We start from the raw sequence: 14,480 nt of genomic DNA on the forward strand, positions 1-14,480 counted from the left end.
AGGTTACTATTTTTATTGAAAAAGATATGAGGTGAAAAGTATGAAGAAAATGCTAGTTGTAGGAAGTATTAATATGGATATTGTCAATAAAGTGGAAAAACATCCGTTGCCAGGAGAAACAGTAGCAGGAAGCGGCGTGTCATATATTCCTGGTGGAAAGGGAGCAAATCAAGCTGTTGCTGCCGCAAAAGCCGGTGGCGCTGTTACGATGATTGGTGCAGTTGGGTCAGACGTATTTGCTAAAGAGTTAAAAGAGAGTTTAAAAAAATACGGCGTGAATACAGATTATGTTATTACTAAAAATATATCATCTGGATTAGCCTTTATAACGCTTGACTCACAAGGAGAAAATACGATTATACTTTCAGGAGGAGCAAATACCGAATTGACGAAGGAAGATCTAGCTCCCTATTTGAATAGGCTGGAAAACTACGAATCATTATTGCTGCAAAATGAATTACATACAAACACAAATGAATGGCTTATTAAGGAGGCGGAAAAAAGGGGAGTTTCTATTTTTTGGAATCCTGCGCCAGCATATAAAGTTCCAAAAGAGTTATTGGCAAAAATAGATACGCTGATTGTAAATGAAACAGAAACGGAAATTATTACTGGGCTGAGAATTCAAGATAAGGAAACGGCGGAAAAAGCCGCAAAATTATTAATAGAAGATGGAGTTCGTAATGTATTAATTACCTTAGGAACAAATGGATCCTATTTTTATGGAACAAATGGGGAAACTGTTTATACAGATGCTTATCATGTGGATGCTATTGATACGACAGCGGCAGGAGATACATTTATTGGTGCATATGCACAAGCCACTATGATGAATATGTCGGCAAAAGAAGCGTTGCAGTTTGCTTCTGCTGCAGCAGCCATTTCGGTTACTCGATTTGGTGCACAGCAATCCTCGCCAACTAAAGAGGAAATCGAGGCATTTTTAATAAAGGAAAAAAAGTAAGCGTTCGAGTAAGTTGTTGAGTGCAAGTAAAAAGGCTATCGAGAAATCTCGATAGCCTAATATCATTAATAAGAGGAATGGCTGGAAGAAATAGCTGCCTTTTTTTTGATGATTTTGCTTTTTGCATAATAAAAAAGATAACACCCTGCTACAAACGCTGCCGTATAAAAAAATGCTGCTCTTTGATTTGGATCAAAAACAATTAATACACAGGAAAGAAAACTTAACATAAATGCTGCAATGGGAACAATGGGATATAAAGGCGTTTTAAACGATAAATCCCTGATATCATGTCCTGCTTTTATATAGCTTCTGCGAAACATAAATTGAGATGCAGCAATTCCCATCCATACAATGACAACCGCAAGACCTGAAATGGATACGAGAATGATATATAAAGATTGAGCTGGTATGACACTTGAAATCAGCGATAAAATTCCGCCGCCAATACTAAGCAGAAGTGCTGGAAGGGGAACACCTTTTTTGGTGACTTTGCTCCAAACAGGACCAATCATTTTCTCGTTTGATAGAGACCAAAGCATCCTTGTTGCAGCATAGAGTCCAGAGTTTGCACAAGAAAGTATAGCAGTTAAAACAACAAAATTCATGATGGTTCCTGCATAGGGAATGCCAATGCTGTTAAAAACTAGTACAAAAGGACTTTGATCAACGCCGGCTTCTTTCCATGGAATAAGTGCAGCAATTACGGTAATGCTGCCAATGAAAAAAATAATCAGCCTAAGTAAAGTAGTATGAATGGTTTTTGGAATTGTTTTTTCTGGGTTTTCTGCTTCTCCAGAAGCAACACCAATTAATTCTGTACCAGAAAAGGCAAAGTTTACCGCAAGCATCGTGATAAATACTGCACCAAAACCATTTGGAAATAGACCATCTTTTACTAAATTAGAAAATAGTGGAGCTTCTTTGTATCCTTGCATTGGTATAACTCCCAATATAGCCAAACCGCCAATTATAATAAATAAAATGATTGCTAATACTTTAATGCTTGAGAATAAGTACTCTGACTCAGCAAATAAACGGATGGAAAAGGCATTAAGACAAAAAATTAGAATGATAAAAAAAGCGCTCCACTGCCAAACAGAAATAGCAGGAAAAAATCCTTCCATAATAAGTCCTGCAGCTGTAAACTCAGAACCTAATGCAACCGTCCAGGTCAGCCAGTAAAGCCATGCCATCGTAAAGCCAGTTCCGGGACCAATAAATTTGGTAGCATATGTATGGAAGGAACCAGTTACCGGCATTTTTACTGCTAGTTCACCTAAACAAAGCATTACCAAGTAAACGATGACAGCACCAATTAGATAGGCAAGAATGGTACCAATTGGACCTGCTTGGTTTATTGTATAGCCAGAACTTAAAAAAAGCCCGGTTCCAATAACTCCACCGAGTGAAATCATAAATAAATGTCTGCTTTTTAAAGAGCGGTTGAGTGTGCCAGCTGTAGCTGAGTCGTTCTTTTTTAACATGTTGTATCCTCCGAATGAACCAGTGATCTCATTGCATAAATGATAGGTACTGGAATAATTAATGATAAGATTTACTATTTTTAAAAATACTAAAAATTAGTATTTTCGAAATATAGCATTTTATTGGAATTAAATCAATATCCCTTTTTAAATTTTTACTAGAGAAAAAGGAAAAAATAGGCTTGAACTTCCAGTAGATTAGTGTTAACGTGAAAACTATTAATCTGAAAAATTGAAAAACGAGGGCAGAAAATGAAAAAAAAACCGAATCCAATTCAGCAGATAATTGATACATACAAAAGTGTCATATTGGATGGAGCAATTGCAACGGAAATAGAGAAAAAGGGCATTAATATTAATGATTCATTATGGTCAGCGAAAGCTATTATTGATAATCCTGCAGCTATTAAAGAGGTTCATGTAGAATATTTTGCAGCTGGTTCCGATGTGGCAACTACCAATACATATCAAGCGAATATCGATGGATTTATTCAAAAAGGCTATACAAAAGAGGAAGCGGAGAGATTACTGGAAGATACCGCTTTAGCAGCAATAGAAGCCCGAAATAGTTTTTGGGGAGCTCTTAGTGAATCGGAAAAAGAAACAAGACCGTTTCCACTTGTTGCAGGAAGCATTGGGCCATATGGTGCTTTTTTGGCGGATGGCTCGGAATATACAGGAGACTATTCTCTAACAGATCAAGCGTTTGAAAGCTTTCATTTGCCGCGAATGAAACTATTAGAAGAAGCAAAATGTGATGTATTTGCATTTGAAACGATACCAAGTTTTAAAGAAAGTATCGCACTTGCCAATATGCTAAAAAACTACTTCCCTTCTATGACTGCATGGCTGTCTTTTAGTATCCGTGATGGAAGCCACTTAAGTGACGGGACACCATTAAGTGAGGCAGCTGCTTTTTTTAACTCTTTCTCTAATATTAGCGCGATTGGTGTAAATTGTACGGCTGCTGTGAATATAAAAGAAGTCCTTGATACGTTAAAGATAGCAACAGATAAACCTCTTATTGTTTATCCGAATGCTGGTGGAGTATATGATGGATCTACTAAAATGTGGACAGAAGAAGAAAAAAACAATAATTTTGGAGAAATGACGAAATGTTGGCATGAAGATGGAGCTGTTTTAATAGGTGGATGCTGTCGAACGACACCAGAACATATTCGTCAAATTGCCAATTGGGCAAGAGATTAATTGTTTTGTTTTCATCTAAAAGAGAAAGAGGAATCGATCTCGTTTTAATAAAGAACCGTTATCAAAGATGATAACGGTTTTTTGCCAAGCACTCGGTTTTGTTTTTTTATTTTGGCAGACATATAGAAATATTATTCTATTATAGAATGTATTTAAGGATTTTTAGCTAGTATTTGGAACCTTATAGAAGGGAGAAGATTAGTCACTATATGGTCCCTTCTAAAATAGTTCCTAATTTTCCTGATCTTCTATATTGATTTCTAAATAAGCGGCTTCTCGAATTAAAGAATGAGCATGATGATGTATAGTGTTTTTTTTACAGGAGCCAGTAAGCTTCCGCTTCCTAAAACAAAAGAGTATTTGTTTGCCCTGTTAGCATTCTTAGCATAAATTCATTGTATAATAAAATAGTAATGTTAACATTTAATTAGAAGGAGCACAAAGCATGAACAAAGAAGGACACATAACAGTTACTGGGGGCAAAGTTTGGTATCAAATTTATAATGAAAAGGCAAATGGCATACCAGTTTTAGTGCTGCACGGAGGACCAGGTTCTTCCAGCTATTCACTGCAAGGACTTGAGGCACTTTCCAAAGACAGACCGGTTATTTTATATGACCAATTAGGCTGTGGGAAATCAGATAGACCAAAGAATGCAGCACTTTGGCAATTGGATCGTTTTGTAGACGAAGTAGGACAAGTGCGCAAAGAACTTCAGTTAGAACAAGTTCATATTCTTGGCCATTCATGGGGAACAACATTAGCTGCAGCCTATCTTTTGACAAAGCCTGTTGGAGTAGACAGTGTAATATTCTCTAGTCCATGCTTAAGCGCACCACTTTGGGAACAAGACCAAAAGCGAAATTTAAAGAAGCTGCCAAAAGAAGTGCAAGATACTATTACAGCTTGTGAGGAAAGTGGATATACTGATTCCAAGGAGTTTCAAGAGGCAATTAAGGTGTTTAACAGCCAGTTTGTCTGCCGCCTAAATCCATATCCAGAATTTTTAAAACAAGGCAGAAAGTATCGAAATCCAGAAGTGTATGAAATCATGTGGGGACCATCAGAATTTACGGTACTTGGAAATTTGCGTGAGTTTGATTGCACAAATAGATTAGAAGAAATTACATGTCCTGCTCTTTATACATGCGGAAGATTTGATGAAGCAACACCTGAAACAACTGAATATTACAGCAAAAATACACCGAATTCTTTATTTCATGTATTTGAAAACAGCGCACATATGCCATACATAGAAGAACCAAAAGAATATTTGCGTGTAATCGGCAGCTTTCTTCGTGAAGTAGACACCAGCAAATAAGAAAAAGGAGCAAAATAATGCAGTTTTATCAATTCAAAAAGGAAAATGGCTTTGACGTCATCAACTATCAATCCATTGCCGCAAGTTATACGAAAATATTAAAAACAGAAGAGCAAACTAATATTGGCTTTATGCATATTGAGCCAAATGGCAAAGTCGGCTACCATCAAGCACCAGTTGCACAGCTTTATATTGTGGTAGAAGGGGAAGGCTGGATTGAAGGTGAGGATAAAAAAAGAATAATGTTAAAGTCGGGAGAAGGTGTTTTTTGGGAAGAGGGAGAAGGCCATGCTTCAGGAAGCGATGGAGGCATGACGGCATTAGTGATTCAATCCGTGTCATTGCCGAAGCCGCATTCATTAAGTAGTATTGAGTAATAGAACGGGTGAATGCTTTTAAGGAAGATTCTGCAATAAAAAAATATTGCTTTAGTTTATATGCATAATCTCGAATGTGGCAGATTATGATTCTCGCCCTTTTTCGATTGTGCAGTTTTATTTTTTTGTGCGGAATAGATGGGGAGAGAGAAAAGTGACTAGCATAGGAAATGAGACACTTTGGACAAATACAAAAGGGTTTAGTATTAGCACAAATAAAGATTATTTGGATATGGATATGATCTGCGATTTTCTTCATCATGATTCTTATTGGGTGAAAGGAATTGCCAAAGAATTGATATGGGCATCGATTGAGAACTCTTCTATTTGCTATGGTATTTATAAAGGAAATCCTCTAGAAGGGAATGGGCAACAAGTAGGTTTTGCACGTGTAGTCACCGATTTTGTACGATTTTCCCATTTAGGAGATGTGTTTGTTTTACCAGAATATAGAGGGCGTGGACTAAGCAAATGGATGTTAAGCATTATAATAGAACATCCCCAATTAAAAGGGACCTATTTTTCGCTGGCTACTAAAGATGCTCATACTTTATATGAACAATTCGGTTTTCAATCAGTGGAAAATATGGAAAAAAGAATGGCTAGATCCCTTAATTGGGAGGCTGTTTATAAGGGACATAGGTTAAAAAATTGAGGAATGGGAAATGCAAAGGAGAGCAACATGAACATAAAAATCCTAGACGCCAGTCCAACAATAGAAGACTATATCAATTTGCATCAAACGACTGGGTGGAATAGAGCAGATTTGTATACATATGCTTAACTATATGAAGCGATTGGTAATAGCTGGTATCTTGTTTCTATTTACGATGCTCAACGATTAGTAGGGTTCGGCCGAATTATTTCGGATGGAATTTATCAAACATTCATATGTGATGTAATGGTGCATCCAGCTTATCAAAGAAAAGGGATTGGCACAAAGATTATGCATGCCTTGCTTGAAAAATGTAAAAAAGAAGGAATAAAATAGGTTTAGTTATCTCTGCAAAAGGAAAAGCTCCCTTCTATGAGAAGTTCGGGCTGAAAGAACGAGATGGGTATGCGCCTGGGATGTCCATATTTTTATAATGAATACAAAAGAAGTGCCTAAAATGGCAAAAAAATTATTCTGGCAGGTTCCTTCTTGTTGGAATTTAACCAGCCTTGTATCTGTAAATAGAATGGGAGGGAAGGTGAAATATAAATAATAAAGCTGTTTGCAGATTTAATTATTGGATTATTTAGAAAAAAAGATGGGATTTAATGATTGGCATTACAAGTTTTAGGCTTTTTATAGCGGCGTAATTTTAATGAATATCAGATACGATATATATTATTTCAAAAAGTATATCACAAGGGAAAAAAGCAGCGTAAGAGCTGAAGAAAATATCATCTTAAAACACAGCATTTATTAAAGCTGCATCCTCAATTAGCATGACTATACGGGGGTGCAGTTTTTTAGTGGAAGCAACTGTAACAAACAATATTTTTTACATAAGATAATGATGGATAGGTTTAAAATGGAACAACTGGAGATAATAATTGCATCATGAATATGAGGTGAAGAGGATGTCAATTGATCGGATCGCTACAATTGGTCCTGCAAGTAATAGCAAACAAATTTTAACAAAACTCATCCAGCAAGGAATGACAGTAGCTCGTTTAAATTTTTCCCATGGGACACATGAAAGTCATCGCAATATTATCAATGCTATTCGAACGATTAATCAAGAAATAGGTGCATCTATTAAAATTTTAGGTGACCTGCAAGGACCTAAAATTCGTTTAGGAGAAATAGAAGGAGAATCTATTCTCTTAGAAACAGGAGAGGAATTTACTCTTTCTACCCATTCAATAAAAGGAAATGAAAAAGAAGCAAGTGTTGATTATAAAGGACTTGTACAGGATATAAAAAAAGATGATCGCATTTTAATGAACGATGGTGCGGTGGAGTTAAAAGTCCTTGAAGTGGAAACTGAAAAAGTGGTGACAACGATTGTGTCAGGTGGAGAGATTGCTTCACATAAAGGGGTAAATCTTCCTGGTGTAAGTACTAGTTTGCCTGCTATAACAGATAAGGATAAAAAAGATATAGAGTTTTTAGTAAAAGAAGAAATAGATTATATTGCCTGCTCCTTTGTAAGGAAGCCTGATCATTTAGAAGAAGTGCAAAATTTTATCAAGGGATTAGATGGAAAGAATCCACAGCTTATCGCTAAAATTGAAACAATTGAAGCAATAGAAAATTTTTCTAAAATAGCAAAAGAAGCGGATGGAATTATGATTGCCAGAGGAGATTTAGGTGTGGAACTTCCTTATCAGTGGATTCCATTATTGCAAAAAGTAATGATAACAGAATGCAATCGCTTAAATACATTTGTGATTACAGCGACACAAATGCTACAATCGATGATCGAGCACCCACTTCCAACTAGAGCGGAAGTGACTGATGTTTTTCAGGCAGTCCTAGATGGAACGAATGCGGTTATGTTATCAGGAGAATCTGCTGTTGGAAAATATCCGGTTGAAAGCATGGAAACATTAAGAAAAGTATCTGAATTTGCAGCTGCTGTTAAAACAGATACTCCATTTGCTGTTCGTGATATGGAGAAGCTAATACATGATTTAGGATAATAGGAATGTCTTTTAGTCGGTACTTTTTAAAGTATCGATTTTTTTATTTGGCTGTTTTCGTAAACTTTGTTGCCTTTAAAGGAGTAGGTTGATTTCCGTTCCAGGAGGCTCGCACCTTTCACTCCAATCAACCTGATTTAACTATGGATTTACTCATGGAAACTATTCGAAAAACAACAATCTTTTAGAAAATAGCCTTTTATTTTGAGGTTTTTTGAAGCGAATGGTGGATTTTGTATGATGCTGATTGGAATAAAGGCGTAAGATTCTAGCTTGAAAAAGTGAGAGCTTGAAGTGAAATCAATAGCCAAGAATAGAGCTTATTTTTAAAGGAATTCTATTATCCCAACTAGAATGAATAAAAGAGTCTGTTTTAAAATCGATGATAAAATTGCGTTATGGAGAACAAATAGGAAAGGGGATGATGAAATTACTATATTTTTGCATAAATTACAGGAAGAAGATGCAGAAAGCCTAGTTGCATTCGAAATCGAAAATAGAATATTTTTTGGAAAATGGTGCCATCTCGCGGAGAAGATTATTATTGTTTTGAAAACTTTAAAACTATTTTGAAAGCATTATTAAAGGAACAAGCACAAGAACAATCTTTTTTTATTTAATAAAAGGTGAGCAAGATTCCATTCTTGGACGGATAAATGTAGTGGATATAAATATACTAGAGAAAACAGGTGAATTAGGATATCGAGTGGGAGAGAAGCATGGTGGAAAAGGGGTTGCAAATTTCGTTTTAAAGTTATTGTTGAAAAATGTTTGTGAAGAGAAAAAAATTACTCGAATATATGCAAAAACGGCTTTTATTAACATTGCTTCACAGAAGGTTTTAACCAAAAATGGATTTCAGTACATAGGAACAAGTAAAGAAAAAGTGGCAATGAGTAAAAAGGAACTTTCCTTTTTACACTATAAATGGACAAAAAATCCATAATGAATCTATTATGGAGGAATGGGAAAAACTATTTTAAAACCTAACAGCAAAAATATTTTTTATAAATGGTTGCACTTTTCCATAAGTTATAATACTATGTTAAATAATTAAATGATTCGAACAATAAAAAAGCAAAGATAAGGACATAAGTTGTTTTTACGGTTTATAGAGAGGGAGGTCTTTAGGCTGAAAGCTTCCTAACTTAGGGAATACACTTACCACCTTTGAGCTGTATTGGGGAACTATAGTATCCAATACCGTTAGCTACGTTACAGCACCATAAGCCAGTAAATAGCAAGAATATTTTCTGGGAAATCGGGTGGAACCACGGATAAGCACATTCGTCCCTTGTTAGGGGATGAGTGTGTTTTTTTATTTTATTAGAAAAGAAAAAAGCAAAGACAAAGGACATGAATTATTTTGAGTCCGGTTAACAGAGAGGAAAGCAAAAGCTGAGAGCTTTCTAGCCAGGAAAAATAATTTACCACCTTTAGAGCTGTGTCAGGGAAATAGCAGTAACTGATGCCGTAAGCTTGCGTTAAAAGCACCAAGCCATAAGGTTTTTTGCCATATGGGAAATTGGGTGGAACCACGGATAAACACATTCGTCCCTTGTTAGGGGATGAGTGTGTTTTTTTATTTTATTAGAAAAGAAAAAAGCAAAGACAAAGGACATGAATTATTTTGAGTCCGGTTAACAGAGAGGAAAGCAAAAGCTGAGAGCTTTCTAGCCAGGAAAAATAATTTACCGCCTTTAGAGCTGTGTCAGGGAAATAGCAGTAACTGATGCCGTAAGCTTGCGTTAAAAGCACCAAGCCATAAGGTTTTTTGCCATATGGGAAATTGGGTGGAACCACGGATAAACACATTCGTCCCTTGTTAAGGGATGAGTGTGTTTTTTATAAAAATTAAAGGAGTGTTTAACATGGAAAAGCTAAAACAAATTAAATTAATGATGCCAGATGGGAAGATAAAGACAGTTGATAAGGGAATAACTGTGAAAAATGTCGCAGAATCCTTAAGCATCAGTTTAGGGAAACAGGCAGTAGGAGGAAAAGTAAATGGCAAACTTGTTGATATGAGTTATGTACTGAAACATGATGCAAAGCTGTCTATCCTTACAATAGATTCCATAGAAGGCATCCAGCTTTTGCGCCACACTTGTGCCCATATATTGGCACAAGCAGTAAAAAGAGTATATGGAACTGTGCAATTAGGCATTGGACCTGTAATAGAAGATGGTTTTTATTATGATATGAAGCTTGATGATAGTTTGGCTATCGAGGATTTAACAAAAATCGAACAAGAGATGCATCAGATTATAAAAGAAAAGCTGGAAATCTCACGAATCGAAGTATCTTTTGAAGAGGCAGAAAAACTTTTTCAAAAAAGAGGAGAAGCCTTTAAACTAGAAATTTTAAAAGGACTTCCAAAAGAAGAAAAAATATCTTTATATCAGCAAGGAGAATTTATTGATTTATGCCGTGGTCCTCATTTGCCTCACACTGGTTTTGTCAAAGCATTTCAAATAACAAAAGTATCTGGTGCTTATTGGAAAGGGGATAGTCAGAGAGAAATGCTGCAGCGCGTATATGGAGTTGCATTTTCTAATAAATTGGCATTAAAGGAACATTTGCATTTTTTAGACGAAGCAAAAAAGCGGGATCATCGCAAACTTGGAAAACAATTAGAATTATTTAGTTTTTTTGAAGAAGCTCCAGGAATGCCTTTTTATCTTCCCAAAGGACAGGTGGTAAGACAAGAATTGGAGAATTTCTCTCGGGAACTGCAAAAAAATGCAGGTTATGAGGAAGTGCGGACACCGCTTATGATGAATCAGCGCATGTGGGAAAAATCAGGTCACTGGGATCATTATAAAGATAATATGTATTTTTCTGATGTCGATGAAACAAAATTTGCGATGAAACCAATGAACTGCCCAGGGCATATGCTGATTTTTAAAAATAATTTATATTCCTATCGTGATTTGCCGGTGCGTCTTTCGGAGTTCGGGCAAGTTCATCGTCATGAATATAGCGGGGCGCTAAATGGAATGTTTCGGGTGCGGACATTTTGCCAAGATGATGCCCATTTGTTTGTAAGAGAAGACCAAATCGAAGCAGAAATAAAAGAAATTTTTCAGCAAATAGATAAAGTGTATCGTACTTTCGGTTTTGACTATTCAGTGGAACTTTCCACACGTCCAGAGGATTCATTAGGAAATGATGAACTGTGGGAAGCTTCCGAACATGCTCTTTCCAATGTGTTGAAAAAATTGCAGATTCCCTATGCATTAAATGAGGGAGATGGCGCATTTTATGGTCCAAAAATTGATTTTCATATTAAAGATGCTTTAAAAAGAAGCCACCAATGTGCAACAATTCAGCTTGATTTTCAAATGCCAGAAAAGTTTGACCTATTTTATATTAATGAGCAGAATGAAAGAGTATGTCCTGTCGTCATTCACCGTGCCATTTATGGCTCCCTTGACCGTTTTTTTGGCATATTAATTGAACATTTTGCCGGTGCTTTTCCTGTATGGCTGGCACCTATTCAGGTACAAATCATTCCAGTATCCAGCGTTCATTTAGATTATTGCTTACAGGTACAATCAGAGTTGAAATCAGTAGGAATAAAAGTGAAAGTTGATGGGCGCAATGAAAAACTTGGCTATAAAATAAGGGAATCACAAATGCAAAAAATTCCTTATCTGCTGGTGCTTGGGGATAAGGAAGAACAAGGAGAAAATGTAAATGTTCGAAAATTTGGCAAGAATGACAACAAAGCTTTGCCCTTAGAGGAGTTTAAAAGAATCATTTTGCAGCAAATTAAGAAAAAAAGTCTTTCCTAGTTTGAAGCAATACTTGCTAATCGTTTATAAAGAAATCAACAAAATAAAAGCTGTAAATAGAAAAGATACCTGCATTTCTATATAAGTAGTTCAGATAATGGGGAGAAAATCTTAATTGCTAGTATATTTTTTATTCGAAAAATATAAATAACAATAGAATTAGCCTTAAATTGAGCAAATAAAAACGTTTGGAGAAATATTCCAATCGTTTTTATTTGTATTTAATTTTTGTTCTTGAATATAAAGTGTTGTTTATTTATCTTTCTTAAATGAAACTTTGTTAATCCAGTAACTTTAAAAAGTATAAGCGTAAGAAATAATGCAATGATAATAAAACAAATTACCATGTAGATTAAACCTTTCCAGCCTAATATAGACCAAAAGACTCCACCAAGTGTTCCTCCAATACTAGAACCTGTATAGTATAAAAATAAATATAAAGAGGATGCTTGTGCCTTATTCTTTACAGCTCGATGGCTAACCCAACCACTTGCAATAGAATGGCTTCCAAAGAAACCAAAAGTTGTTAAACCTAGGCCGATTATTTTTACAATTAGAAGCGTATTTAACGTTAAACAGGCACCAAATCCTATTAATAATAGGTTGATAATCAAAATATATTGTCTTCCATAACGGTCAGCCAATCGTCCAATCCATACGGAGCTGAACATTCCTATAATAAATAATAGAAAAATCCAGCTTACTAGTCCCTGCTTTAATGAATAAGGCTCATCTGTTAATGCAAAACCTATATAATTAAATAAAGCGACATTACTCCCTAACAGTAAAAAACCAAGACCGTATAAACATAAAAGTCCAGGATCCTTTAAATGCTTTGCCATTGATTTACTTAAGTCATAGATTTTTAGTTTTTGCGATTTGAAGTTATTGGAGGGTCTTAACATATATGCAAAGATTAAAGTAGCCGCTATACTTATTATTCCAATTCCTCCTACAGCAATATGCCATCCAAAAAAATCACTTAACACACCTGAAATAATCCGGCCTCCCATAGCTCCAATTGCATTGCCGCTAATATATAATCCCATGGCTTTACCTAAACTGCTTGATTCTACTTCTTCTCCAAGGTAAGCCATTGCCACAGAGGGAACACCTGCTAAAATTATTCCTAATAGAGTTCTTAATAAAAGTAAAACATGAAAATTCGGACTAAAGGCAGTTAATAAACAAAATATGGAGGCAAGAAGCATGGAATAGACCATTGTTGGTTTACGCCCCCACACTTCTGATAAAGATCCCAAAACCAGCATACTGATGGCTAGTGAAATAGTAGATAAAGATAAAGGCAAACTTGCCATTGTCGGCGATATATTAAATTCTGAAGTGAATTCCTGCATTAGTGGCTGTGCACAATACAAAATAGCAAAGGTGTTGAATCCTGCTGCAAAAAATGCAAAACTAGTTTTGCGAAATATGGGAGTTCCATCTTTTATATAGACCATCTTCTAACATCTCCAGTATTTTAGTTTCTCTTTTCTGTATTCTAATTTTCACTTTTTTCAAAACTCGTTTTTTTTAAACTTACTTATATTTCAACTTTTATGTTAACAGCTTTAAATCATGATGTATAATTCATAATAATAATGTTTTTAATGCATATATGTAATGATTAATAGAAGAATTCGATGAGGTGTTATGATGGAATGGCAACAATTTGAATATTTTCGCATGCTATCAAAAATGCAGCATGTTACGAAAGCTGCAGAAGCTTTAAATATTTCACAATCAGCGCTAAGTCGTTCAATAGCCCGATTTGAGGATGAAATTGGAGCCCCTTTATTTGAACGGCAAGGACGTTCTATTAGGCTAAATGTATATGGGAAAATGTTTTTGAAGCACGTTGATTTAATAGTAAGAGAATTTGAAATAGGAAAACAAGAAATTCAGGAATTACTTAGGCCTGGACAAGGCATAGTTTCTTTTGGTTTTTTGCATACTTTAAGCACTAATTTAATCCCAGATTTACTATCTGCTTTCCGAATGGAGTTTCCAAAAATTAATTTTCAGCTTAAGCAAAGTCCTTCTCATTCATTGTTGGAGGAGCTGCAAAAAGGAGATTTAGACTTATGTTTAATCTCTCCAACGGAAGTTAAGCCACCTATCGAATGGCAACAGCTCTTTAGTGAGGAACTTTTTATTTATGTTCCAAGGACCCATTTGCTGGCAAATCAAAAAAGTTTATATTTACATGATTTAGCGGAAGAATCGTTTATTCTTTTGAAGAAGGGATATGCTCTTCGCACTTTAACAGAACAAATGTTTAAGGAAGCTGGCATAGAACCAGCAATAACTTTTGAGGGAGATGAAGCTGATACAGTTGCTGGGCTTGTGGCTGCAGGATTAGGAGTCTCTATTCTTCCTGCATTAAAAGGCATGGACTTAAATAAAATAATCAAAATTCCTATTAATTCTTCGAAGTACAATAGAGTAATTGGTTTAGCATGGATAAATGGAAGATATCTATCCCCAGCTGCTTTACAATTCAAAAATTTTATTATTAATCATCTTTCTAATATGGAAGATAAACAGCGCGATTTAATATAGAGAAATAAATAATCCCATATTTGTATCTATCAACTATATATTGTTTTTATTAATATAATTCATATAATGAAAAACCAAAAGAAACCGTTAGGGAATTCTAACATATTGGATTTGAGTCAATATTTT

Annotated in this window: 12 protein-coding genes and 3 other annotated features; of the genes, 10 read left to right on the forward strand and 2 right to left on the reverse strand. The window is 35.4% G+C overall.

Features of this window, described 5'->3' with window-relative positions; all coding sequences use genetic code 11:
- The first annotated feature begins 40 nt into the window (after positions 1-40).
- The gene (gene rbsK, locus CWS01_RS11810) at positions 41-964 is read left to right on the forward strand and encodes a ribokinase (protein ID WP_101177405.1); all 924 of its coding nucleotides are present in this window, start codon (positions 41-43) and stop codon (positions 962-964) included.
- Positions 965-1,029: 65 nt separating this feature from the next.
- On the opposite strand, the gene CWS01_RS11815 is transcribed toward rbsK, so the two are convergent.
- Entirely contained in the window at positions 1,030-2,451 is a 1,422-nt protein-coding gene (locus CWS01_RS11815; protein ID WP_101177406.1) for an amino acid permease, read from the reverse strand.
- A gap of 252 nt (positions 2,452-2,703) precedes the next feature.
- Here CWS01_RS11815 and mmuM point away from each other — a divergent pair, with 252 nt between their 5' ends.
- The 8 genes from mmuM to thrS all read left to right on the forward strand — a co-directional run bounded on the left by mmuM (position 2,704) and on the right by thrS (position 11,789).
- Positions 2,704-3,660 carry a homocysteine S-methyltransferase gene (mmuM, locus tag CWS01_RS11820; protein ID WP_101177407.1) on the forward strand — a complete coding sequence of 319 codons (957 nt, stop codon included), beginning with the start codon at positions 2,704-2,706 and terminating at the stop codon, positions 3,658-3,660.
- 445 nt (positions 3,661-4,105) lie between these two features.
- The gene (locus CWS01_RS11825; RefSeq protein WP_101177408.1) at positions 4,106-4,981 is read left to right on the forward strand and encodes a proline iminopeptidase-family hydrolase; all 876 of its coding nucleotides are present in this window, start codon (positions 4,106-4,108) and stop codon (positions 4,979-4,981) included.
- A 17-nt stretch (positions 4,982-4,998) separates the two neighbouring features.
- Positions 4,999-5,358: a cupin domain-containing protein gene (locus CWS01_RS11830; protein WP_101177409.1), complete on the forward strand. Its 360-nt coding sequence runs from the start codon at positions 4,999-5,001 to the stop codon at positions 5,356-5,358.
- Between the two features lie 154 nt (positions 5,359-5,512).
- Positions 5,513-6,013 (forward strand): GNAT family N-acetyltransferase, encoded by a 501-nt coding sequence (locus CWS01_RS11835; RefSeq protein WP_235852036.1) that lies wholly within the window; start codon positions 5,513-5,515, stop codon positions 6,011-6,013.
- 207 nt (positions 6,014-6,220) lie between these two features.
- Positions 6,221-6,349 (forward strand): GNAT family N-acetyltransferase, encoded by a 129-nt coding sequence (locus tag CWS01_RS22945; protein WP_235852037.1) that lies wholly within the window; start codon positions 6,221-6,223, stop codon positions 6,347-6,349.
- A 578-nt stretch (positions 6,350-6,927) separates the two neighbouring features.
- Positions 6,928-7,992 (forward strand): pyruvate kinase, encoded by a 1,065-nt coding sequence (locus CWS01_RS11845; protein ID WP_101177410.1) that lies wholly within the window; start codon positions 6,928-6,930, stop codon positions 7,990-7,992.
- Between the two features lie 619 nt (positions 7,993-8,611).
- Positions 8,612-8,938: a GNAT family N-acetyltransferase gene (locus CWS01_RS22950; protein ID WP_235852038.1), complete on the forward strand. Its 327-nt coding sequence runs from the start codon at positions 8,612-8,614 to the stop codon at positions 8,936-8,938.
- A 125-nt stretch (positions 8,939-9,063) separates the two neighbouring features.
- Positions 9,064-9,290: a binding site (T-box leader), on the forward strand.
- Between the two features lie 37 nt (positions 9,291-9,327).
- Positions 9,328-9,554 (forward strand) — a binding site (T-box leader).
- Between the two features lie 37 nt (positions 9,555-9,591).
- Positions 9,592-9,818 (forward strand) — a binding site (T-box leader).
- A 72-nt stretch (positions 9,819-9,890) separates the two neighbouring features.
- Complete coding sequence (gene thrS / locus CWS01_RS11855; RefSeq protein WP_407938563.1) at positions 9,891-11,789, forward strand: threonine--tRNA ligase; 1,899 nt, start codon at positions 9,891-9,893, stop codon at positions 11,787-11,789.
- A 221-nt stretch (positions 11,790-12,010) separates the two neighbouring features.
- On the opposite strand, the gene CWS01_RS11860 is transcribed toward thrS, so the two are convergent.
- Complete coding sequence (locus CWS01_RS11860) at positions 12,011-13,252, reverse strand: MFS transporter (RefSeq protein ID WP_101177412.1); 1,242 nt, start codon at positions 13,250-13,252, stop codon at positions 12,011-12,013.
- Between the two features lie 196 nt (positions 13,253-13,448).
- Here CWS01_RS11860 and CWS01_RS11865 point away from each other — a divergent pair, with 196 nt between their 5' ends.
- Complete coding sequence (locus CWS01_RS11865) at positions 13,449-14,354, forward strand: LysR family transcriptional regulator (RefSeq protein ID WP_101177413.1); 906 nt, start codon at positions 13,449-13,451, stop codon at positions 14,352-14,354.
- Positions 14,355-14,480 lie beyond the last annotated feature (126 nt).

Origin of the sequence: Niallia nealsonii, from assembly GCF_002835805.1 — a bacterium.
Classification (GTDB): Bacteria; Bacillota; Bacilli; order Bacillales; family Cytobacillaceae; genus Niallia; species Niallia nealsonii.